Raw genomic sequence first — 22,543 nt, forward strand, 5'->3', positions numbered from 1 at the left:
ATATCAGGATGGGAGTGCCCGCCCAAAGGCGGGCAGACAGATCAGGTTCGCTTGAAGATTAATGAACCATTGGTGCCACCAAACCCAAAAGAGTTAGATAGTACCGAATTAATTACTCTAGGCTGGGCCTCCTGAGGCACTAGGTTGATATTTTCACAAGCCTCGTCTGGGTCATACAAATTGATTGTTGGCGGTGCCATTTGATCGCGCAGAGCAAGGACAGAGAAAACTGCTTCAAGAGCCCCTGCAGCACCGAGAAGGTGGCCAGTCATAGACTTTGTAGAACTTACCGCCAGCTCTTCTAAAGAATCTGCAAAAATCTCACGAACAGCCTGAATTTCAGCCGTATCTCCCAATGGCGTAGAGGTGCCATGTGCATTGATATACTGGATATCAGCAGCATTCATACCGGCGTCATTAAGCGCATTCTGCATGGAGAGCGCAGCTCCAGCACCATCTTCAGGAGGCGAAGTCATATGATGGGCATCGCCACTCATACCAAAGCCTGCAAGCTCTGCGTAAATCTTTGCGCCGCGGGCTTTCGCGTGCTCGTACTCCTCCAGGACAAGTACCGCAGCCCCTTCTCCCAACACAAAACCATCTCGACTTTTATCCCACGGGCGACTGGCCGTCTTGGGGTCATCATTGCGCGTAGAGAGCGCCCTGGCCGCACAGAAACCACCGAGCCCAACAGGCGTAGTGACCATTTCGGCCCCGCCACACACCATAACATCCGCATCGCCATACTGAATGGTCCGCATACCCAATCCCAGAGCATGAGTGCCAGTAGTACAGGCTGTTGTGACAGCGAGATTTGGACCTCGAAGACCAAATTTTATCGACAAATTGCCAGCGACCATATTGATGATGGCACCCGGCACAAAAAATGGTGACACTCGTCGGGGGCCCTTGTCGGCAATTAACAGGGCATTATCTTCAATAGCCAAAATGCCTCCCATACCGGAACCGATACAGGTCCCCATACGCGACGCATTCTCTTCATTAATTTCCAGACCGCTATCTTCCATTGCCTGGTTACCCGCAACCAGGCCATATTGCAAGAAAGTGTCCATCTTGCGCGCATCTTTTACGGCTACATAAGGAGTCGGATCAAAATCTTTCACCATAGCGGCGAAGCGGGTTGAGAACGCCGAAACATCAAATGACTCTATTGGAGCAGCTCCACTGACGCCCTTTAGGATGCCAGACCAAGTCTCCTCTACGGTGTTACCCAGCGGGCTCACTGCGCCCATTCCGGTTACAACAACTCTTCTGTGCGACACTGCGGTCCCCCCGAAACTCTTACTGCCACTGCTCTCCCTTCAATCTACATACGAAGGAATCAACACTAGAACAGCAGTCACAATTCCATAGTGCAAATATAAAGAGAGCCGCGCTATGTAACATAGAACGGCTCTCAGAAACGCTTGGCTACGCACAGTAATAAAACTGTTCGCGCCTAAACCACCCAGCAGGAATTAACCAAGGTTGTCCTTGATGTAATCAATTGCCAGCTGAACAGTTGTGATTTTCTCAGCTTCTTCATCGGGGATTTCGGTTTCGAATTCCTCTTCCAAAGCCATTACCAACTCAACTGTGTCGAGTGAGTCCGCGCCCAGATCTTCAACAAAAGAGGCTTCAGGCTTAACGTCTTCTTCCTTCACGCCCAGTTGTTCAGCAACGATCTTTTTAACGCGCTCTTCAATGCTGCTCATGATTCAATTTAACTCCTAGTGGGTAAAAATCTGTTTTAGTCGCTATTGTTATTTCGCCAATCCAATTAACAGCGATAACGACCGGCTCACACAGCTTTTGGATAATTCAGAGGCCATTGTACCCCAAGTTTTTAGGGTTGTAATGCACGGCTCTGCGGCACCATCAGCAAATACAAAAAACTTTTAAAAATCAATAGGTTATTGAAATATTTTCAACGTGCCTCAGGCCATATACATGCCGCCATTAACATGTATCGTCTCCCCCGTGACATAAGCTCCGGCATCACTCGCCAGGAAGGCCACAACAGAGGCAATCTCTTCGGGCTGCCCCAAACGACCCAGAGGGATCTTACCAAGAAGCGCCTCGCGTTGCGCCTCAGGCAGCACTTTGGTCATATCGGTATCAATAAAACCCGGGGCGACCGTATTCACAGTAATGCCGCGAGAGCCGATCTCTGCAGCCAGGGACCGAGCAAAACCCGCTACTCCAGCCTTGGTGGCCGCGTAATTGCTCTGACCCGCGTTGCCCATGCTACCCACCACGGAGCTGATATTGATGATACGCCCCCAGCGTGCCCGAGTCATATCTCTGAGGCAGGCTTTTGTCATACGGTAGACAGCGGATAGGTTTGTCTCGATCACCGAGTCCCACTCATCATCTTTCATGCGCATGAGCAAATTGTCTTTTGTGATTCCCGCGTTATTAACCAAAATGGTCGGCGCCGCAAAATCATTTTTCACTTCGTCTAGCAGCCCAGCGATACTTTCCGCACTGGTGACATCAAGTACCATACCTGCGCCATTGAAGCCCTGCTCGGCGAAACGCGCACTAATTTTTTCGGCACCACCAGCACTAGTGGCAGTACCGATGACCACTGCGCCTTGGCTGCCCAACATATCCGCAATTGCTGCACCTATGCCGCGACTGGCACCAGTGACCAGGGCAACTTTGCCCTCAAGGGAGGTCTTCAGACTCATACTTGCTTTATCCTTATTTGACCATTGCCATCGTGCCTGAGCAACTCAGGCGGCTGTAGATCTCAGCGCTTCATTAAAGCTGCTGGGAGTGTCTATACCGTGACAAACGGCACTGCGATCAATACGCTTGATGAGACCAGCCAGCACCTTACCCGGACCACACTCGACCAGCTGGGAAGCACCATCGTTTATCAGCTTTTGCGCACAGGCAGTCCAGCGAACCGGACTATATATCTGCTCAATCATCAAAGCCTTGATCTTCGCAGGATCAGATTCAGTTTCGGCATGCACGTTGTGTACAACAGGGATTTGCGGGGCACTAAATTCCGCCGCCTCGATCTGAGGGGCGAGCTTCTCCGCTGCCGGACGCATTAACCCAGTATGAAATGGCGCACTCACCGGCAAAGGCATGGCACGCTTTGCACCGGCCGCCTTACAGGCATCTATCGCCCTTTCCACAGCAGCACTATTGCCTGCAATTACGATCTGGCCCGGAGAGTTGTAGTTCACCGCAGCCACCACTTCACCTTGAGCGGCTTTAGCACAGAGCTCTCCCACCACATCATCATCAAGCCCAATCACTGCGGCCATAGCTCCTGTACCCACGGGTACAGCTTCCTGCATCAGACGGCCACGTTCACGAACCAGATGGACAGCATCTTTAAAAGCCAGGACACCGGAACACACCAATGCCGACCACTCCCCAAGACTATGCCCTGCCATGCGAGCAGGCACCGCACCACCACGAGCGCGCCAATGGCGATAGAGAGCAACACTGGAGGCTAAAAGAAGAGGTTGTGTACGCTGGGTAAGATTGATTGCTTCCTGCTCACCATTTTGACAGAGATCCCAGAGGTCATATCCCAGGACTTCTGAGGCTTCAGCAAAGGTGGATTGGATTTCAGGGGCCTCCTGAGCAATTTCGGAGAGCATGCCGATCTTTTGAGATCCCTGCCCCGGAAAGACGAATGCAAGCGCGGCATTGGTCATAAGATATCCTTAAACCTGTTTGGCAAATTTCAGTAGGAGGGAGGTGTGGTATCTACCCCATTTCCTTTGAGTTTCGCTCGCCAGCTTGTACCAAGGCGGCGCCAACTCTGGCAGCCAAATCGGCATCGGCACATTCTTTTGCCGTCACCATAGCCCGGTAAAAAGCTTCGCTGCTGGCACCCCCGTGACTTTTAATCACGTTGCCCTTCACCCCTACAAAGCTGGCGCCATTATAGCGAGCGGGTTCCACCTGTGTGCGCCATTTTCGCAACAACTTTATGGCTAATTGGCCAAAAAAACGTTTGAAACACCCCTTTTTCTCAATGGTGAACGCTTTTTGACCCATCAGTCTAATCACACCTTCGGCGGATTTCATGGCAACATTTCCCATCAAACCATCGCACACAACTACATCGACAGCCCCGGTAAAGATGTCGTGCCCCTCCACAAAACCCACATAGTTAACCTGTGGATCCCCCTCGAGGAGCTCGGCCGCCCTGCGTATTTCAGCAGTACCTTTGTGCGCCTCGGCACCAATATTCAGCAGTGCAACCTCAATGTCCGCACGCGGAACGCCAGTGTGTAGATGCTGAGCCTCAATACCCATACGCGCAAACTGCAGTAGATCTTCCGCGCTGCACCCCACATTTGCACCGAGATCCAAAAGGTAGCAGGAACCGTGCCCTGAGGGTACAGACTTGCCCAGTGCCGGCTTGCGAACGCCCTCAATATTACCCAGAACACTGCGACTTAAGGCCAAAAGGGCGCCGGTATTTCCAGAGGTAACCATTGCCTGGGCACTACCTTCCGCCACAGCTTTTAGAGCTTGAGCCATGGTGGAGTTGCGCTTATGGCGAACCGCCTGCAAAGGGTTGCACTCTTGGGTAACAACCTGCTCACAAGGGATGATTTCAAGGCGATCGGGAATTTGGGCGTGGCGCTGCTCGAGGAGCAGAGCTTCTAATTGCGCGCGCGGGCCGAAAAGTTTCAACTGCGCTTCAGGGAAATTTTGAAGAAATCTAATACAGGCCGGAACGACAGAGCGGGGACCTAAGTCCCCGCCCATTGCATCCACGGCCAATCGCAATTGGCTGGACAAAGCTTACTCTTCTTCGGAGCCGCCGCCGATGTCGATCACCTTGCGACCACGGTAGAAACCATCTTTGGTCACGTGGTGGCGACGGTGCTTTTCACCGGTAGTCGGGTCTACGGAGAGAGTTGCACCGGCGCCTAGAGCGTCGTGTGAACGGCGCATACCGCGACGGGAACGAGTCTTCTTGTTTTGTTGAACAGCCATTGCTAGCTCCTAAAATAAACAAATTTCGCTGGAACCGGGGCGCCTACCGGCGAGCCCAAACTCTAAGAGAAAATCTAGGATTTTCCCGAAGAACCCTTCAACTGCTCCAGCACTTTAAAGGGGTTTTCCCGTTGCTCACCCGCTTCAGATGCCTTCTCACCAATATGGAAAGTCTCCTTGGAGACACACTCCTCATCGTGATAAGCCACCATCGGCAGATTGAGCAAAATTTCATCTTCGAGGATCTGGTGCAAGTCCAGCTCATCGCCATCCTGAATCACCGGATCCAAGTCTTTGGGAAGAGCCTTGCCCTGCTCTTCAGACCAAACGATACCCCAGCAAAACTGCGCCTCGAGCTGCTCGCCCACAGGATGCAGGCAACGCTGGCATAACAAATCCACCGTGCAGTGCACCTTACCGCTAACAGTGAGGTGATTTTGCAGGTCGCGGCCAAATTGGATTTCAGCCTCGACCTCCCCTTTCACAGACTCAACGGCTTCACGTAGTCGCTGCAGTGACTCCAGAGGCAAAATACCTTCCAGATACTGCTCGCGCTGCACCAATTTCCGAGCGTCAACGCTCTTAGGCAATACTGATTTAGAGGGGGCTATCGACATAAGCGCGCAATTCTATGGACTCACCCTACCCTTGTCAAAACAATTCAGCCACTGCAGTATCGCTCGGTCACAAACTTTGACCTAACAACCATGGAACCGCCCAAATAATGGCCTCCACACTGATACTAGCTTCCAGCTCCCCCTACCGCAGGGCGCTACTGAAGCAACTCCACCTCCCCTTTCAGACCGCGTCTCCCCATATAAATGAAGATGCCAAGCCAGGGGAGGCCGCTGACGCCCTTGCCTTAAGGCTCGCACAGGAAAAATCTCGCGCTTTAATGCGAGACAACCCCCAATCCCTGATCATCGGCTCCGACCAGGTTGCAGAATGCCGGGGACAAATTCTGGGCAAGCCCGGTAATCGCGACAAAGCCATTGCTCAACTACAGGCCTGCTCCGGCAACAAAGTTACCTTCCATACAGGGCTGTCTTTGCTGGAAAGCGCAAGCAACCGCCAAGTGAGCACCGTGGAAACCTTTACAGTGTATTTCCGGCCACTCAGCCTTCCGCAAATTGAAAAATATATTGAGTTGGAAGAGCCCTACGATTGTGCAGGCTCATTTAAAGTCGAGGGCCTCGGTATAGCATTATTTGAAAAGCTCGACGGCACCGACATCAACACTCTTATAGGTTTGCCCCTAATTCGCCTGGTAGATCTGCTCGGCGAATTTGGTATAGATCCACTGAAATCAACTGCTAAGAGCTAAGCGGCGGCCAACCCAGCAATCCGGAAAACTCATCGATAATCGCCTGGGGATTACACTCCCGCAGGCGACTTGGGCAATGAGCGCCATAGCTAACCCCCACGGCGGGCATACCAATCGCTGCCGCCATTGCCAAGTCATAAGTGGTGTCACCAACCATCACCGCATCATCAACACCGCAATCAACTTCAGCTAGCAGCTCACTCAGCATCAATGGGTCTGGCTTGGAAGCAGTTTCATCTGCACAGCGGCTCGCTATAAATAAGTGCTCCATGCCATGCTCTTCAAACTCCCGACTGAGGCCTCGACGACTCTTCCCCGTGGCGACCGCCAACTGATGCCCCTGGCAAAGCAACGCATCCAAAGTATCTAAAACCCCATCAAATAAAGGTAGGGGCTCCACTCGCGCCGCCATCCACTCTTCTGAGTAGAATTGCTTCAAGGCTTGCCGATCTTTATCAACAGCCTCAGGAAAAAGAGTAGCCACCGCCTCCGGCAAACCCAATCCAATAATATTGCTCACCGCTTCAGGAGAAAGCGCCGGCAAACCAACTCGCGCCGCCGCGCGCAGCATGCAGCCAACAATCCGCGTCTCGGAATTACAAACTGTGCCATCCCAATCGAGAATAACCAGCATCGCCGCGCCCCTTTATTCGTCTCGCAACTTCTTTAACAGCGCCCGCATTTCAGTGGGTAGCGGCGCTTCAACATGTACATCGGTGCCGTCTGGAAGCGTGCAGCGCACAGAAGCCGAGTGCAGGAAAAGACGCTTTAGGCCTCGCTCACGAAACGCACGGTTATCCTCATCATCGGTGTACTTACTATCACCCGCCAGGGGACAACCAACAAACTGGGCGTGCACACGAATCTGGTGGGTGCGCCCGGTTACCGGCTCTGCGCCCAGCAGTGTTGCCGCTTTAAAACGCTCCAACACTTGGAAGCGCGTCTCGGAAGCCTTTCCATCCTGATGCACCGAGACCATCCGCTCGCCACTCTTGAGGGTGTTTTTACGCAACGGGGCTTCAACAACCCTCCTACCTCGTGGCCATTTACCTACCGCCAGCGCCAGATAAGACTTCCCAATCCGTCCACCCCTCAGCTCCGCCTGCACATGCTGTAAAACATTACGCTTGCGCGCCACCATGATCGCACCGCTAGTATCCCGGTCGAGGCGATGCACAAGCTCAATAAACGGACTCTGCGGATACATCTGCCGGAGCACTTCAATCAAACCAAGCCGGACGCCGCTACCGCCATGAACGGCAAGGCCGGCAGGCTTATTGATCACAAGCAGGCCCTTGTCATCATAAAGTATGGAGTCGTGCACCAACTGGCGCAGCTGCTCTCCAGCATGGGGGGCAGGAGCCTGCTCTGCCGCACGAATTGGCGGCACACGCACCATATCGCCCGCCGCGAGCTTGTATTCTGCCTTTACCCGTCCTTTATTTACCCTTACCTCACCCTTGCGCAGGATTCGGTAAACGCGTGAACGGGGCACACCTTTTAGGCGTGCCTGAAGGAAATTGTCAATCCTCTGCCCAGCCAGCTCTTCAGGCACAGTCAAAAACTGCACGCCGCCAGAGGGATTCCAGGTATCAGAGGGAGTGTCGGCCGCAGCCGTTTTCAGGGGAGATGTACTTCGCATGACGCGCATCATAGCGCCGCCGCAAGGACAATTGAAGCACCTCCCTGCCCGTGCTATATTCGGCCGGCCTGAATTCGGCTGGTTTTCGGTCATCGGCGGCTTCCCACATGAAGAAATAGCCATGGCTTCGGAGAAAATACTGCTGTTCGGCCAGTGCGCGGGCATACCCGTGTTATTGATAAAAACTTAGCTGATGAGCACTCCCCAAAACGAGAATCTCAAGGGGGCCTCACCAGCACAACAGCCCACAGTTAAGTGGGTAACAATCGCGAAGGTAAGACGGGCCGCGACCCGCAGCGCTTGAAAGGACGACTCAAAACTTGCGTCCCGCTCTGTAGATAATGCCAGCGACCGAACTGGCAACCAGGAGACAACTGCTTACTTTAACCTGGTCAACAAAATGAAGAAGAGTAGCGGCCAAAAGCCGAGCTACAGAGCTAGAAACGATGACGCAAACCTTGCCGCCCAGCTTGAAACTGACCCAAGGGTGGCGCCCAACCCGGCCATGGAAACCCACGGCCCCGGTACAGGGCAGTACTAAACGTAAGGTACTAAAGGAAGAAAGGTACTGGTAAGTGCCAACGGATAGCAGCACAGCATCGCATATCCGGAGTTTTTGCAGTGGAATGTTGGGCGAACGCTCGTCTCGAAAGGCCGCGTAGACTGAATTTGCGGAACAGACAGCCTCTCTAACTTCCCTGCCCCGCCACCAGGTCATCTCCTCTTGGCGGCCCATAAGCAAGCCTGCAATGAGCGGTGTCTCACCTTTGCGCAACGCAAGGAAATCGACACGCATGAAGAGAATGTTGATCAACGCAACCCAGCCTGAGGAGTTGCGTGTAGCACTGGTGGACGGCCAGTGGCTCTATGACCTGGATATTGAAAATCGCACCCGTCAACAGAAAAAAGCCAACATCTACAAAGGTAAAATCACCCGTGTAGAACCCTCGCTTGAAGCCGCATTCGTCGACTACGGTGAAGAGCGCCACGGCTTCCTTCCCCTGAAAGAAATTTCCCGAGAATACTTCCTCAAGCAACCCAAGGACATCGAAGGCCGCATCAAGATTAAAGATGTCGTCAAAGAGGGGATGGAGGTTGTTGTCCAGGTAGATAAGGAAGAGCGCGGCAACAAAGGCGCCGCCCTCACCACATTTATCAGTCTCGCCGGGCGCTATCTGGTACTAATGCCGAACAACCCCCGTGCCGGCGGCATCTCCCGTCGCATTGAGGGCGATGAACGCTCTGAGCTACGTGACGCCCTAGCCAGCGTGGATGTCCCCTCTGGCATGGGCATGATTGTACGCACCGCCGGTGTGGGCCGCAGTGGCGAAGAGCTGCAATGGGATCTCAACTACCTGCTAAAACTGTGGAACTCTATAACAGAAGCTTCCAGCAAAAACAGTGCGCCAAAATTTCTCTTCCAAGAAAGCGATGTAATCATTCGCGCAATTCGCGACTACATGCGCGATGATATTGGCGAAGTCATCGTCGACGACCCAAAAGCGTACGAGCTTGTTTCGGAATTTGCCCGCCAAGTAATGCCCCATTACGCCCATAAGGTAAAACCCTACGAAGACTCAATCCCGCTCTTCAACCGATACCAAATCGAAAGCCAGATTGAGACCGCCTTTGAACGCGAAGTAAAACTTCCCTCCGGTGGCTCAATCGTTATTGATGTGACTGAAGCACTGGTCTCCATTGATATCAACTCCTCCCGCGCCACCAAAGGCGGAGACATTGAGGAGACCGCGCGCAACATCAACCTGGAAGCCGCCGATGAGATTGCCCGCCAGCTGCGCCTGCGCGATATGGGCGGCCTGGTCGTGATCGACTTTATCGACATGCAAAGCAAGTCCAATCAGCGCGAAGTTGAAAAGCGCATGGAGAAAGCTCTCAGCATGGACCGCGCCCGTGTACAAGTTGGCCGCATCTCCCGCTTCGGCTTGCTGGAAATGTCACGCCAGCGCCTGCGCCCATCTCTCGGTGAAACCACCTTCCGCGTTTGCCCCCGCTGTAGCGGCCAAGGCACTATTCGCGGCACCAAATCTCTGGCCCTCTCTATCTTGCGCCTGGTAGAAGAAGAGGCCAAAAAGGAGCGCAGCGCAGAGATTCGCGCAATTACCCCGGTAAATGTTGCCACCTATCTCCTCAACGAGAAGCGCAAGGCGATCTCCCAAATTGAGTCACGCAATAAAACCCGCGTAGTGGTCGTACCAAATGCGGAAATTGAAACGCCGCACTTTGAAGTTCAACGCCTACGCGATGACGACACATCTACCCTCGAAACCTCCTATAAAATATCTGGAAGCGTAGAGGAAACTGTCACCAAGAAAGAAGAGCAGCCTAAGCGCCCACAAGCACAGCCTGCTGTACAACCGCTCGCCCACACCGCACCGGCACCAACTCCGGAGAAAAAACCGGAGCCAGGTCTGTTTAGCCGCCTGATAAACGCTATTGCTGAGCTTTTCACCAGCAAAGAAGAAGAGCCCAAGAAGCATCAGAAGTCCCAAAACCGCGGTAAAGATTACCAGCGCAATCGCAACCGCAATCGCAATCAGCGCGGTGGCAACCGGGGCAGTCGCAATGAACGTCAGGCTCGCCGCAAAGACGATCGCCGCGAAGATAGCAAGAGCGATGACCTGCGCGAAGCCAGGCAGACCACAAAGTCGTTCGATGAGCGTGATAGCGGAGCCGATCGCGGTGAAGGACAGCGCCGTCGCCGCCGCCGCCGCAGCGGAGACAATCGCCGTAAAGATGAAAATCGCGGCAACGCCTCCGAGGGTAATACTAACGAAAACATCTCACAGGTAGATGAAAGCGCCGATCAGGATCGCCCAGCACGTCGCCCCAGCAATGTTCGCGGCCGTCCACAAGCTCGTCGTCGTGGCCGCCGTACAGAAAACACTGCCGCCACAGCCGTAGCTCAGAGCCAGGAAGAGCTAAATCGCGAAGTCAATGAAGCGATTGACGAAGCGGAAAGTGAAGCCAGGAAATCCAGGGATACCGCAGCCAATAACTTAACCGAAGCTCCTGTGAGTGAGGCGGCGAAGCCCAAGCACAAGCACAAAGAGCAAAAAGCTCCCGAGCCCACCCAGGTAACCGAGTCCAAGCCTGTAGTGAAGGCTCCTGAGCAAAAGCCTTTTGCGCCTAAGGTTTCTGAAAGCCAAGCGGAAGTAAAACCAGTTGCAGAGGCCTCCCCAAAGGCACAGCCAGCAATCACAAACGAGGCACCCGCTCAGCAGCCAGTAACACCTGAAAAGGCTACTGCAACCAGAGAAGAGCAACCCTCTCCTACCCTGGTAACCCCCAAAGCCTCTCAAGAAGTAAAAGCCACAAAAGTGTCAGCACTTGCTACTAACGTGGAGGCTACCGCAGCAACTGAAGATGCTGAAGAAACTGCCCTAAAAGAAGCCAGTGAAGCCGCAAAGGCATCGGTAGAGCAAGGCGACGCTATCGCCAGAGAGGAAATGATGGCTGCAGAAGCTAAAGCTTCTGAGGAAATCGCTACGCCGGCAACTCAGGGACGCGCCGGCAACGACCCGCGCATCAACCCCAAGCCATTGCTGGAGTTGGCAATCGTGACAGAGCATCGTGACATAGGCTCCCAGCAGCCGCTAGACACCGCTCAACCAGCGGCCATCCAGCACAGCCCTCGCACACTTGCACGCCCAGCCAATGACCCGCGTGTGGCACGTCAAGTAACACAGGCTAATACTGACCACAATTCTGCAGAAGCAGGCTAAGCAACCAATCAAAGCCGCTAGCAGCTCAGCTGCTGGCGGCTTTTTACATCTGAAGAATTGCCCTTGACTGGTCAATAAATCACCTAACCCATTGAACTAATTGAAAAAATTTAAAACGGCACTTGTATGTAGCACGAAGCTATGTATAATGCACAGCACAATTTGGTGGGGTGGCTGAGTGGTCGAAAGCGGCGGTCTTGAAAACCGTTGACTGTAACAGGTCCCAGGGTTCGAATCCCTGCCCCACCGCCATTATTCATGCAGAAAGCCCTGATTTATCAGGGCTTTTTTGTTTGTGCCCTTTGTGCTCCCTCACTTGTTCCCCCACTTAACTTTTGTAAGATCTTCACAGCAAAAGCCGCTCCGCCCCTGCTGTATCGAATTGGCACCGTGGCAGTCCTTCCGCAATCAGTTCATACCCATCCCGGATAGGAACTGGCGGATATTTTCATTGACTGCCAGTAACTAGTAACTACTCGCGTCCCCATCAATAACTTTAACAAGTCAGCTGACCGTCCAGCGCCACAACTACCACCACAGAAAAAAAGGGGAGCATCATAAGGAAAGCGCATACTACTCATGAACGCAGCATGTAAAAATAAAGACCTACCGGGAAGGATATACCCATGAGCAAGCGGCTCCCATTGCTCATACCATCATGTAGTGACGATAAGCTACTGGCTCACGATGCCCAGCTAAGAAATCTTGCCAACCCTCAGCTGATTTAGATTCAGCATTTAACCAAGTCAACATATGATCCGCCCCTAGAAAAACTGGACTACGGTCATGGTCAACCGCCTCAACTTCTGGAGCCGGGTCATCGGTAATCAAGGTGCATGAGAAGTAACCAACCTCTCCCCCCAATGATTCCCAGTAGTCCCAAAGGATTGGTGCCCACATCAAATCTTTACCCTTTGGAGTAAACTGGACCTGAGCTTTCTTACCCTTATGTTCGACCCACTCAAAGAAACTCGTGAATGGTAATATCCCATGCTGGTGGCCAATCAGGGAGCGCCAGGTTTTTGCTTCAAGCAATCTATCTAGCCGAGCGTTATATAGACTGTATTTTGTCGCTAGATCCCAAGCCGAGTTGGATAGGCGTATCGAGTAACGTAGCGGGCGCAACCAATTCTGACCTCCATCACATATTATGCCCGGCGCAAAATAGCGGGGGTATACTCTTTCGCCTGGCCCTGCAAGGCGGAATTGACTGACACGAGGTAGCCCCTTCAACCCTAGCGCGTGGCGAACCTCCGCTTTAGCAGAGCAGTTCTCCCATTTTTGGTTGAAGCGGAATTGATTCCAGGCATTCGCATCCGCTCTAAACCCTACAGGAAGTGATAACAGCGTCTTGTCACTAGGGGCCGTAAAGGAGTAGCACATGGAAATTCACCGTAGAATGTGGGCTGAACCACACCAATAAGATGATTAAAAGAAGAAAGAGAATTTAAGAGGAGTGTATCACCTGCCTTCACCTTTCAGATAATCCACTATTTTATCAATCTCCTCTTCATTTTCGTCAATAAGCCTATCTGAAAGAATCTTAAGCTTGTCAATTGATTTGTAATCAAAAGGGCCCACAAAGGGGTCAATGAGCTCAACATTTAGATAATCATATTTCACCCGCGAGGGGGCCAAAGACTCAGCAATTTCCAGAGAAAATATCTGCTGATAATCCATTGATCGTGTCATGCTAAATATTGCATCATGGAACCAGCGTAATTTCCCCCAACTCTTAAGACTTCTATAATCAAAACCCATAGTATGAACTGGATGTATCCCGGAACCAAGAATCAGCAAGTAGTAGTTTTTGCCTGGAAAATTTTTTATTACATCATGCAAGATGACGTTAGCCGGATCATTAGCCGTGATTGCTGCATCCGCAAAGTAACGATGAGTAATCTTCTTGTCTGGCCCCACAAAATCAACAGGGGTAAAAAAAGCCTCCGCACTCGATGCAGCAGCAACGAGCTGATAAAGCGTATTAGTAGGCAAATCTAAAGCTTTTATCCCTCTATTCTTAAAAAGATGCAACCGTCCATTATGTACATCCAGAGACGGGATAATTACATAATTATTTAAGCTGGTAAAATTCATCGCTGGGGAATAATTTCGCTCCAAGACTTCTGAAAGGTGGGTACCCATAAATTGCGGCGAGAGGTATCCATTTAATGTCAAGGCATTATGATACCAGGGCACTGAAAACAGAAACTCGCTTTCTTTTTCATATACTTTTATTAACCTTTCACTTCTTGAGGAAATGTTGTCATGATCAAAATCAAGCCGACCCAATTGAGAAAGTGGAATATTCAAGCTGGTGGCAATAATCGCACCTGTTGAAACTCCACTAAAGACATCAAACACTTCCTCTACAGGCTTCCCCAATTGTTTCTCAATGTGCTGTATCACATAGAGAGGTATAAGCCCCCTGACGCCACCACCTTCAATGATCAGAATATTAATTGTTTCCTTTTTCTCTAACGCCTCATTGCTTTTTATTAACTCCTCTGTAATCGGCTGGGAATCAAACTTGATACCGCGAACAAAAACATAATTGTAAGAAAAAACCAGCAAACCTAGAGCCACTACTAACAAAAAGAAAATGACTACAGAATGCTTGATTTTCATTACAGTACCTCTACCCTACATACAAAGTATAAGCACAAACCTTAAGTTTGACTCTACCACCATAAGCTAGCTGAAAATTCTATTGGAGAGACTTGTGTCTTATCAAAAATAACATACCACAAACAAATTCCCCCAAGTAAAGTATTAAACCTATATAAAATTTCACCCCCAAGACACTTATCCGAACAGACATAAAAAGAGCTAGATAATCCTTTTTTTCGAAAAATATGAGAACGAATTACTAGTGGCTTTTCTTCTCTGTAGGCAAATACAGATATTGACTACTCATATCCTACTGCCATTATCCTATTCATAGCTTTACAATTATCCTTAACGAACGTTACGCCTAGCCTCTCGAAACTTGCTCACACTATATGTTCTAACAGACTTAACTGATTCATTAGCATCCTGGCCTTTCAAATCTTATGCAAAACTTTATCGCTGGCATTTGTCAAAAAAAATGCATCAATCCCTACAATTAGCGTCAAATATGAGATACTCCCCCCATAAAAGAACCCTAAAAAACTGGGAAAAGACCTATGACTAAGTTCACCACCTACCTGGCAGCTGTCTTACTAGCTGGATGTAGCGCCACCACAAGCATCACACAAAAAAGTGCTAGTGAAGTTCGTCAGGCGGTAACGATACATAATAGTTTCGAAAATAACGCAACTGAATATAGCGGCCCTCCAATGCAGGCAACCACCGATGGCTCGGATCACAACCTGTACTACTATATGCTACGTGCTCTTGCCCCCAAGAATGGCGGAAGCCCCCAATACCAACTGCGTATTGATATCACATACCGGGAAAACTGGCGCAACTATGACACAGCCACATTTAGTGGTGGAAACGAGGTTGAGCTATCCCAACTCGATCGAAAAGTCCTCAACTGTGCATCAGCATTTAAATGCATGCTTGAAGAAACTCTGGAAGTCACATTGAGTGAAAATCAGATCATCAATGCTCTCAAGAAGCGAGAAAGCCTTAGAGTGAAGCTTTATGCAAAATCAGGTCATCGCTCGGTTATCGAAGTGCCCAGCTCTTATCTAATGGGTTTTTACTCCAGTGTTGTCAATAGACGGGGCTAAAAACTGGAAGGCCATCACAATTACTTATTGTGTGACCTTTAAATTGTGGGATCTCTGAGTAGCTCCGGAATACCTATACAGACTTCAGCACCTGGCTTGCTTAAGAAGGCAAAGTCTTCATAACAGGTTTGTGAATAGTCTGAACACTCGCAAAAAAATAGAGCCAAAAGCCTGGCGGAATCATTCAGATATTCCCAGGCTTCTTAATCTATAAACTAAGATTTCTGCAGGCTTTCAGCAGTCTTAGCAAGCCCCTCTTCTACCGATACCGGTGGCTGCCAATCAAGCAGGTTCATAGTTTTTCCAATATCCACTTGCAAAGAACCACATAGGCGATCGGCAACAGCCCTTTTCCCCAGTAGGGAGAGAGTAAAGATCAGAACAGATGCTGGCACAGGCATCAATAGAGCCCGGCACCTTAAGCTCCTTGAAAGCCGCCTCAATAAATCCGTGATAGACATATCAAGACCATCAGATACAAGGAAGACTTGATTTCTTGCGTTCGGGTGTTCAATACAAACTGTGATCAAGTCGATCAAGTTATAGACAGAAACCAGGCTGCGCCGATTGTTAATTGAACCTAACGGCAGTGGAATACCTTTCTGCAGCCAACGCATCATGGATTGAAAGTTAGCTTTTACTCCAGGTCCATAGACTAGTGGTGGACGAATAACAACCACTTCCAGGCCAGTTTCCTCTGCCAGAGCGAGCAAGGCATCCTCAGCTTCTTTTTTTGAAATCCCATAGGGGTCTACAGGATTTGAGGGCTCCTCTGCGGTAAATGGGCCTCTGCCAGTAGTGGATTCCCCATTCACCTTAATAGAGCTTAAGAAAATAAACCTTTTTACCCCTGAAGATGCCGCTTGGCGGGCCAGTTGTAAGGTACCTTCCAAGTTGACTTTACGAAATTCTGCCAAGGGGTCGACAGCACTTTCTTGCATCACATGAACTCTCGCGGCAGTATGGATCACCACATCAATGTTGTTCAGTGTGCTACCCCAGTCAGTTTCCGCATCTATGCGAGGTACATAAAGCCCCCCTTCTACCTCCTGACGATACACGGGCAGTACCTTGACCCTTTTAGATCGCAGGGCTGATAAAAGAGCACTTCCAATAAAGCCACTGGCACCGGTCAACAATACTCGCTCTTCCACAAGCCCCGCCCATATCAACTAATTTCATCAACGAGTAGTTTACAGATGGGAGAGCATTGAGTCACTGGTGGAAGGGCTGACGATAAAGAGCCTCTAAACGGGTAGCCTGAAGATAAAAGTATCTTGGCTAGAGGCTGTTTCATAACTTGAAATCGGTTATTCTCACGCAATTACATAGAAAAAAAGTTCAGCAATAGTGAGCCGATTCAAGTCAGAGTTAACCAATGATCAATGGAAATTGATCGAACCATGTCTTCCTGAATTAAAACGAGGAAAGGGAGGCCCAAAACCCATTGATAATCGGGCTTGTTTTGAAGGCATCCTGTGGGTTTTGCGTTCTGGAGCGCGATGGAAAGATCTTCCTTCACACTATCCATCACCGAGTACATGTTGGAGAAGGCTTCAGTTTTGGGAAGAGCAAGGAGCTTGGCTACATGCATGGAGAAGATTCCTGGAGCTATTGGATCAACAGTCTTTGCTTAACTGGGAGGAAGTCTTTTCTGATGGTAGCTTTGCACCAGCAAAAAAGGGGGCTTCGAAGTCGGGAAAACCAAGCGGGGCAAGGGTTCAAAGTGGATGGTGGTGGTCGATGGCGAAGGTATTCCACTGGGAGGCACCATTACTTCGGCCTCACCAGCAGAAGTAAAGTTATTACATCCATTGCTTGATGTTATGTATAAAAATACAAAGATTCATCGCTTAGTTTATGATAAAGCGGCGGACTCTGATCCTCTTAGAGATAGTCTGTTGAGTCGTGGAATCGACCTTATCTGTCCACACAGGATAAATAGGAAAAAAGCCTCAAGGCAGGATGGTAGAAAGCTCAGAAGGTATACTCGCCGTTGGAAAGTTGAGCGGACTTTTGCGTGGTTGGGAAATTACCGCCGTTTGGTTGTTAGATGGGAGCGATATTTGTCCACTTATCGTGCTTTTTTCTATATTGCATGCATGTTAATTACGTTAAATAAGTTATGAAACAGCTTCTAAGCAATAATTAGACAACTCAAAAGCGTTCACAAGAGGGGTTTTAATGCTCTCTTATTCGACCTTTAGTTTTAATCTCTAAGGCTGCAAAACCGAAGCTGAGCTTTGCCAGCATTTTTCACTCTGGCTCTGACATTCTCTAGAGCCCGCCCATGGGGTTCAGTAGTTTCTGCGGTTCCCCATTTAATCTCCCACTTTTCTCGGGCTGCCAAGCAAGCCTTGGCTTGCCGATAATGCCAGCGAGCCTCAGCGCAGGGGTTAAGATCTCTGGGAACCTTACGGTCACAGATGCGATGGTATCTTTTGCGGGCCAAATTTGCTTTAAAGTCTTTATTTATTACCGCATCAAAGTGGCGAATAGGCGAAGCTATAATCCTTTGCGATGTCGCGCTCCCCCTAGCATTGGCCCTAGAAGGGATAGCCCAGCGTAACGTGGTTAACGCGGGCTGATCTGAGAGAAAATCAATGGGTGAAACAGATAACAGTTTCCTATTAGAAAAACATATTACTGGAATCGGGCTAGTGCCACCCAGAGGAAGCTTCTTTAGATAGTAACTAGTCGTTAACCTATTGGGCGCTGGCCATGTCGTTAACCTATGAGGCGTTGACCATTTAGAGGCACTAAAACCATTTAAAGGGCTGGTATCAAACCCCATAGTGCCAGCTGAGAATGTGTAAATGACAAGTATCAATAGACTGTTTAAACCAATTAGTGACTCTCCAATCCGTTTATTACCATTTGTAGGCATAAGCAGACCCTAATAAATTTAGATGCCCGGACAGTCCGAAGCGAGAGACTTAAACTTTAAACAAACTAAAAGGTTAGTCTAGTGTCGCGAAGTTCAAGCCCCAACTACGCTCTTTCGGAGAAATCAAACTTGCCTACGTCAATACTTAAAGGTGCTTTTGTAGTTCTTTTTGATTTAGCACTGGGGTAATCCAAATTTCCGCACCCAGAGCTGAAAAAAACTTTTCGTTATAAGCCATCAGATGATCCTGCCGCTTCTCCTCAAGAATAAAAATAGCCGCGCGCTTACCATCCTCTAAAAAGAAATAGGAGGATTCAGGCTCAGCCGAAGCGATAAAATCATTGAAGGCTCTCGGCATGGACTTGTCTGCAATAGCATTATTGCCACTTTTAACGGGGATCAGGATTTTCATTAACAGGCGCATCGGGCTTCCTCTGTTGGGGAATTAAGGTTTAGGCTCCAACCATAGTCAATACCAGACCAATTAAGCGATATGAGGTGACTAATCCCGCTAAAGGACACTGGTGGCTAAGTAGACTTCTTATGCTTCTACCATGTTTCTACTGCCGTCTTCCGCGCCTGAACCCCTCTCGTGCCAGTGAATCCACTTTAGATCCACCACCATCACGGTATAAAGCACCGGCACCAGTAGCAAAGTACCGCAGGTTGCCAATATCAAGCCTCCTATCTGGGCAAAACATAAAGGCTGCCAAAGAGGACCACCATGGAAAGCGAGAGGCACCAGGGCGCAGGTAGTAGCCGCTATTGTGATCAGGATTGGTCTTAGTCGTAGGATCCCCGCGTCCAACAATGCCTCTCTGAAAGGATCGCCTGCGGCATGACGCACTTCTATAAAATCAAACAAGACAATAATATGGCTGACAATTACCCCTACCAAGCTTACTATCCCCAGAAAAGCCATAAACCCGAATGGCTGGCCAGTAACATAAAGCGCGGCAAGGGCACCCACCATACCCAGTGGTACGGTGGCAAATACCACCAAGGGCTTCAATAAGTTACTAAACTGGAAAACCAGAGCCAAAAAAATGGCCCCCGAGGAAACACCAAGTATCATGAGTAGCTGTGCAAACCCATGTGTTGAGTTAGCCGCATCTCCAGAAGCTTGTATTTGGTAACCACTGGGCAGCGTCTTTTGCAAGGCATCTAATTCATCTTTTACATCTCCCATAATATCGGAGGCAATAAATCCTGCATAAGGGTATGCAAAAACAGAAATCGTGCGAAATTTTTCCAAACGACGAATTCGCTCAGTTCTAAAGTCAATTCTTGTTGTAGCCACCTGCTCTAGGGGAACTCTTACTTCAGTATCTGATGAAAACACATAAAGGTTGTTAATATCCTGCAATTGCCCACGCTGATCCAGTCGGAGGCGAATAACGATTGGTATTTCTTTGTCCCCCTCCCGTAATGTGGATACCTCACTACCATTAATTGCCGTTGATGAAGCCTGGGCAATATCCGCATTAGTGACTCTAGACATCGCTGCCCGGTCTTCAAGAACATTCATATAAACCGCAAGACTCCTCTCTCCCCAGTTCTGGCGAACCGTGCGAGCATATGCCGATTTCTGTACAATATTTTTCACTCTCTCGGCAACATCTCGCAAGATAATAATATCCTTACGCTCTTCCTCAGAACCGGTTGTCACACGCCCTGACACCCTTATTTCAAAGGGATAATCTACCGGGGTAGTTTGCAGTTGGCGCACATCCAGATCGGCTCCGGGGATATTCTTACTGAGTGCTTCCTGAATAAACGGCACCAACTTTGGAGTCAGATTTTTATCATTGATACGGATAATAATTTGACCATAATTAGCTTGCTGTGGCCGAGGGTTCACTGTATACCAAAAACGCGGCGCCCCTCCACCAACGGTAGTACTCAGTGCCTGTAGAATTGGTTCATCAGAATTCCCACCATTTTCTTTTTGATACTTTTCTATTGTTTGTCTAATCACCTGCTCCGCTTGTTTGGCAACATTATCTGTTGCATCAATGCTTGCATCATTCTGCAACCAGACATCCACATAGGACAAATATTGAATGTCATCTGGAAAAAAGGCATTTTTCAACTGCGTTTTCAATACCACTCCCGCAATCAGAAAAAGTAGAAATCCCAGTAGTACAAGTTTCCTGTGATCTATAGCCCAGCTAGCGGTTCGATAGTACACACCTGTAAGCCCATGTTTCCGCCGCTCCTCCAGTGTTGGCTCTGTACGCTTCGGTGGACGCAAGAGAAGATTTCCTATGAAAGGCAGAAAAGTCATAGATACTATCCGGGAGGCGATCAATGCGCAGGCCATAACAATTGGCAAACTGTGCAAAAAATCACCTTGATTTCCGGTTAGTAGTAAGAAAGGTAAATACGCAACCACATTGGTGAGCGTCGCAAAGAAAATGGCTTTCGCGAGTAGGGTTGGACCAAGCCAGGCAGCAATAAACGATGGTTTTCCCGCGGCCATCTGTCGCTTGATGGCATCCCCGGCAACAACAGGATCATCCACTAAAAGCCCCAGGGCAATAATCAAGGCTGCAATAGAGACCTGTTGAATATCCACCCCCATAAACTGGATAAAGCCGAAGGTCATTGCCAAGGTAATCGGGATTGAGATCATCAGTAGGACAGCGGAACGCCAATCAGAAAACCCGATAAAAGCGACAATAACCACAAGGATAATGGCTTCAACCAGCGCCTCAATAAAAAGCCCCACACTTTCCTTTACCTGTCTGGGCTGATCAGATACTTTTTCAATAATTAAATCTGGCGGCAAGTCGGCTCTAACCTGTTCCAGTAACTTTGTGAGTACCTTGCCTAGCTCGCCGATTTGCTCACCATCACGCATCTGTACCGATAAGTTGACGCTGCGATGCCGTTGCCATGTTCCATCGTGTTTAGATTTGCTGACATAGTAATTCAATAGCTCTGGTGGCGACTCATAGCCCATTGAAACATCCAGTACACCCCGTAGGTACACCGGAGTACCATCATCACTCAAAGCGATAGGTACATCCCCAATGTCTTCATAATTGCTAAAGTCCCCACTGGGAAATATTGCGACATCCATATCCTCAACAGTCAGATTGCCGCCAGGAATGGTTGTATTGCGGGCATTGAGTATTGGGCCAATCATATCCGGGCGCAGGCCGTAAGAAGCAAGCCGCTCCTGGGAATAAACCAAATCGACTTGCTGTTGCAGCACCCCGGAACGCAGTACCCGCTTTACCTGCGGGAGAGTGCGAATATTCGCAGCGATGAGATCAGAGAAATCATCCAGCTGCCGATAGCTGTATTTTGCCCCAGCCACTTCGGCAAGACGCTCACGAGTTTTAGCAATATCTCGTACAAGAAAAGGCTGCCAGGAGTCGGGAAAAAATTTCTGTGCACTAAGTCGCTCATTTAAAAAACGATATCCTGCGCGCATCAACTCTTCATCGCTTTTATCAGAGGTAAAATCTACGCCGATATAACCGGGGCCCGACAGAATTTTAAATGCAGTGCCATAACCCTGTTTCTCCATCCAGCGGGAAAAGACCTTGAAGGCAGCCAAGCTATTCACCCCGTGCACTGAAAGCGGCAGGGCCACCATAATACTAACCCTCTGTTCTACTCCCTGGTTTTTATACTTGGCGCGAACCTCCGATAATGCTTCTCGGATGTTTTCTGCCCGGAGGCTAATTTCAGTAGCTCCGGCCCTTGGGCTGGCTACGGCCAAAAGCACGGCAGCCGTATCCCCAAATTCATCATTGAATTGAGTAGCCTGTGTCCCTGAAGGCAGTTGACTCTGAGCGTCAATTAGTTTCAGGTTTATATCGTTAAATGCCTTGGTGACATCGGTGTGGGGGGCAAGCTGAGTTTGTACTACGGACACACCGTTAAGGGTCAGGGATTTTATTGCAAAGGAGCGCGCATCTGGCTGGTAGAGATATTCACTCTGGGCGATGGCATCTTCTATTCGTCGTGTTACCAGCTCCTCAACTTTGATGGCACTTTGCCCTGGCCATTTGGTTGTTGCTGTAGCTATACGGACGGGAATATCTGGATCCTTACTTTTGGGCATCGCGATATAAGAAATAAGCCCCCAAAACATAACCCCGACCAATAGCGCCCATGAAATGGAGGAGTTATCGACAAAAAAACGAGCGGTATTAAAGCGGTGCTCACTTTCAGCTTCCAGGATTTCTTCTCTGGTTTTTTCGTCTTTAACCACCATTGATATTCCCTTGAGGC

20 protein-coding genes, 1 tRNA gene and 1 pseudogene are annotated in these 22,543 nt (G+C 49.6%); 7 read left to right on the top strand and 15 right to left on the bottom strand.

The features are described 5' to 3' along the window. Nucleotides 1-41 precede the first annotated feature (41 nt). From fabF to ACJJIJ_RS08860, 7 genes are all read right to left on the bottom strand, one after another. Nucleotides 42-1,283, bottom strand: coding sequence for a beta-ketoacyl-ACP synthase II (gene fabF, locus ACJJIJ_RS08830; protein WP_444939321.1), 1,242 nt, complete (start codon nt 1,281-1,283; stop codon nt 42-44). 195 nt (nt 1,284-1,478) lie between these two features. Then, entirely contained in the window at nt 1,479-1,715 is a 237-nt protein-coding gene (gene acpP, locus ACJJIJ_RS08835; protein ID WP_152453358.1) for an acyl carrier protein, read from the bottom strand. Nucleotides 1,716-1,937: 222 nt separating this feature from the next. Further along, nucleotides 1,938-2,693: a 3-oxoacyl-ACP reductase FabG gene (gene fabG, locus ACJJIJ_RS08840; RefSeq protein WP_444939322.1), complete on the bottom strand. Its 756-nt coding sequence runs from the start codon at nt 2,691-2,693 to the stop codon at nt 1,938-1,940. A gap of 45 nt (nt 2,694-2,738) precedes the next feature. Then, nucleotides 2,739-3,683, bottom strand: a complete 945-nt coding sequence (gene fabD / locus ACJJIJ_RS08845) for an ACP S-malonyltransferase (protein WP_444939323.1) — start codon at nt 3,681-3,683, stop codon at nt 2,739-2,741. Between the two features lie 52 nt (nt 3,684-3,735). After that, entirely contained in the window at nt 3,736-4,782 is a 1,047-nt protein-coding gene (gene plsX, locus ACJJIJ_RS08850; RefSeq protein WP_444884690.1) for a phosphate acyltransferase PlsX, read from the bottom strand. 3 nt (nt 4,783-4,785) lie between these two features. Continuing rightward, entirely contained in the window at nt 4,786-4,980 is a 195-nt protein-coding gene (gene rpmF / locus ACJJIJ_RS08855) for a 50S ribosomal protein L32 (RefSeq protein WP_252081838.1), read from the bottom strand. A 74-nt stretch (nt 4,981-5,054) separates the two neighbouring features. After that, the gene (locus ACJJIJ_RS08860; protein ID WP_252081839.1) at nt 5,055-5,597 is read right to left on the bottom strand and encodes a YceD family protein; all 543 of its coding nucleotides are present in this window, start codon (nt 5,595-5,597) and stop codon (nt 5,055-5,057) included. A gap of 107 nt (nt 5,598-5,704) precedes the next feature. On the opposite strand from ACJJIJ_RS08860, the gene ACJJIJ_RS08865 reads away from it, so the two are divergent. Beyond that, entirely contained in the window at nt 5,705-6,304 is a 600-nt protein-coding gene (locus ACJJIJ_RS08865) for a Maf family protein (RefSeq protein WP_444939324.1), read from the top strand. On the opposite strand, the gene ACJJIJ_RS08870 is transcribed toward ACJJIJ_RS08865, so the two are convergent. Both ACJJIJ_RS08870 and rluC read right to left on the bottom strand, forming a co-directional pair. Continuing rightward, entirely contained in the window at nt 6,294-6,938 is a 645-nt protein-coding gene (locus tag ACJJIJ_RS08870) for an HAD-IA family hydrolase (RefSeq protein ID WP_444939325.1), read from the bottom strand. The two genes, ACJJIJ_RS08865 and ACJJIJ_RS08870, sit on opposite strands and share 11 nt — an antisense overlap. 12 nt (nt 6,939-6,950) lie before the next feature. After that, nucleotides 6,951-7,946 (bottom strand): 23S rRNA pseudouridine(955/2504/2580) synthase RluC, encoded by a 996-nt coding sequence (rluC, locus tag ACJJIJ_RS08875; protein WP_444939326.1) that lies wholly within the window; start codon nt 7,944-7,946, stop codon nt 6,951-6,953. Here rluC and ACJJIJ_RS08880 point away from each other — a divergent pair. Then, nucleotides 7,945-8,136: a hypothetical protein gene (locus ACJJIJ_RS08880; RefSeq protein WP_252081843.1), complete on the top strand. Its 192-nt coding sequence runs from the start codon at nt 7,945-7,947 to the stop codon at nt 8,134-8,136. The two genes, rluC and ACJJIJ_RS08880, sit on opposite strands and share 2 nt — an antisense overlap. A gap of 123 nt (nt 8,137-8,259) precedes the next feature. Here the strand turns inward: ACJJIJ_RS08880 and ACJJIJ_RS08885 are convergent, their stop codons facing one another. Beyond that, the gene (locus ACJJIJ_RS08885) at nt 8,260-8,742 is read right to left on the bottom strand and encodes a hypothetical protein (protein ID WP_444939327.1); all 483 of its coding nucleotides are present in this window, start codon (nt 8,740-8,742) and stop codon (nt 8,260-8,262) included. Here ACJJIJ_RS08885 and ACJJIJ_RS08890 point away from each other — a divergent pair. Together ACJJIJ_RS08890 and ACJJIJ_RS08895 are read left to right on the top strand one after the other, a co-directional pair. Continuing rightward, a complete protein-coding gene (locus ACJJIJ_RS08890) occupies nt 8,741-11,689 on the top strand; it encodes an Rne/Rng family ribonuclease (RefSeq protein WP_444939328.1) in 2,949 nt (982 codons plus the stop codon). The genes ACJJIJ_RS08885 and ACJJIJ_RS08890 overlap by 2 nt on opposite strands. 164 nt (nt 11,690-11,853) lie before the next feature. Beyond that, nucleotides 11,854-11,941: transfer RNA gene (locus ACJJIJ_RS08895), tRNA-Ser, on the top strand. Nucleotides 11,942-12,337: 396 nt separating this feature from the next. On the opposite strand, the gene ACJJIJ_RS08900 is transcribed toward ACJJIJ_RS08895, so the two are convergent. Then, the gene (locus ACJJIJ_RS08900) at nt 12,338-13,072 is read right to left on the bottom strand and encodes an SOS response-associated peptidase family protein (RefSeq protein WP_444939329.1); all 735 of its coding nucleotides are present in this window, start codon (nt 13,070-13,072) and stop codon (nt 12,338-12,340) included. 78 nt (nt 13,073-13,150) lie between these two features. Beyond that, nucleotides 13,151-14,317 (bottom strand): patatin-like phospholipase family protein, encoded by a 1,167-nt coding sequence (locus tag ACJJIJ_RS08905; RefSeq protein ID WP_444939330.1) that lies wholly within the window; start codon nt 14,315-14,317, stop codon nt 13,151-13,153. Between the two features lie 539 nt (nt 14,318-14,856). Here ACJJIJ_RS08905 and ACJJIJ_RS08910 point away from each other — a divergent pair. Continuing rightward, nucleotides 14,857-15,408: a hypothetical protein gene (locus ACJJIJ_RS08910; protein ID WP_444939331.1), complete on the top strand. Its 552-nt coding sequence runs from the start codon at nt 14,857-14,859 to the stop codon at nt 15,406-15,408. A 215-nt stretch (nt 15,409-15,623) separates the two neighbouring features. Here ACJJIJ_RS08910 and ACJJIJ_RS08915 read toward each other — a convergent pair whose 3' ends face one another. Next, complete coding sequence (locus tag ACJJIJ_RS08915; protein WP_444939332.1) at nt 15,624-16,562, bottom strand: UDP-glucose 4-epimerase family protein; 939 nt, start codon at nt 16,560-16,562, stop codon at nt 15,624-15,626. 196 nt (nt 16,563-16,758) lie between these two features. Between ACJJIJ_RS08915 and ACJJIJ_RS08920 the strand changes: the two genes are divergently transcribed. Together ACJJIJ_RS08920 and ACJJIJ_RS08925 are read left to right on the top strand one after the other, a co-directional pair. Continuing rightward, the gene (locus ACJJIJ_RS08920) at nt 16,759-17,208 is read left to right on the top strand and encodes a transposase (protein WP_353505425.1); all 450 of its coding nucleotides are present in this window, start codon (nt 16,759-16,761) and stop codon (nt 17,206-17,208) included. Then, nucleotides 17,109-17,537: pseudogene (locus ACJJIJ_RS08925) on the top strand (IS5 family transposase); the annotation flags it as partial. The gene ACJJIJ_RS08920 and the pseudogene ACJJIJ_RS08925, both read left to right, overlap by 100 nt. A 903-nt stretch (nt 17,538-18,440) precedes the next feature. On the opposite strand, the gene ACJJIJ_RS08930 reads toward ACJJIJ_RS08925, so the two are convergent. Both ACJJIJ_RS08930 and ACJJIJ_RS08935 read right to left on the bottom strand, forming a co-directional pair. Next, on the bottom strand, nt 18,441-18,719 hold the full coding sequence (locus ACJJIJ_RS08930; RefSeq protein WP_252081914.1) for a hypothetical protein: 279 nt from the start codon (nt 18,717-18,719) through the stop codon (nt 18,441-18,443). A gap of 117 nt (nt 18,720-18,836) precedes the next feature. Further along, nucleotides 18,837-22,526, bottom strand: coding sequence for an efflux RND transporter permease subunit (locus ACJJIJ_RS08935; RefSeq protein ID WP_444939333.1), 3,690 nt, complete (start codon nt 22,524-22,526; stop codon nt 18,837-18,839). Between the last annotated feature and the right edge of the window lie 17 nt (nt 22,527-22,543).

The sequence above is a fragment of the Microbulbifer mixtoriginis (SeqCode) genome, assembly GCF_052467945.1.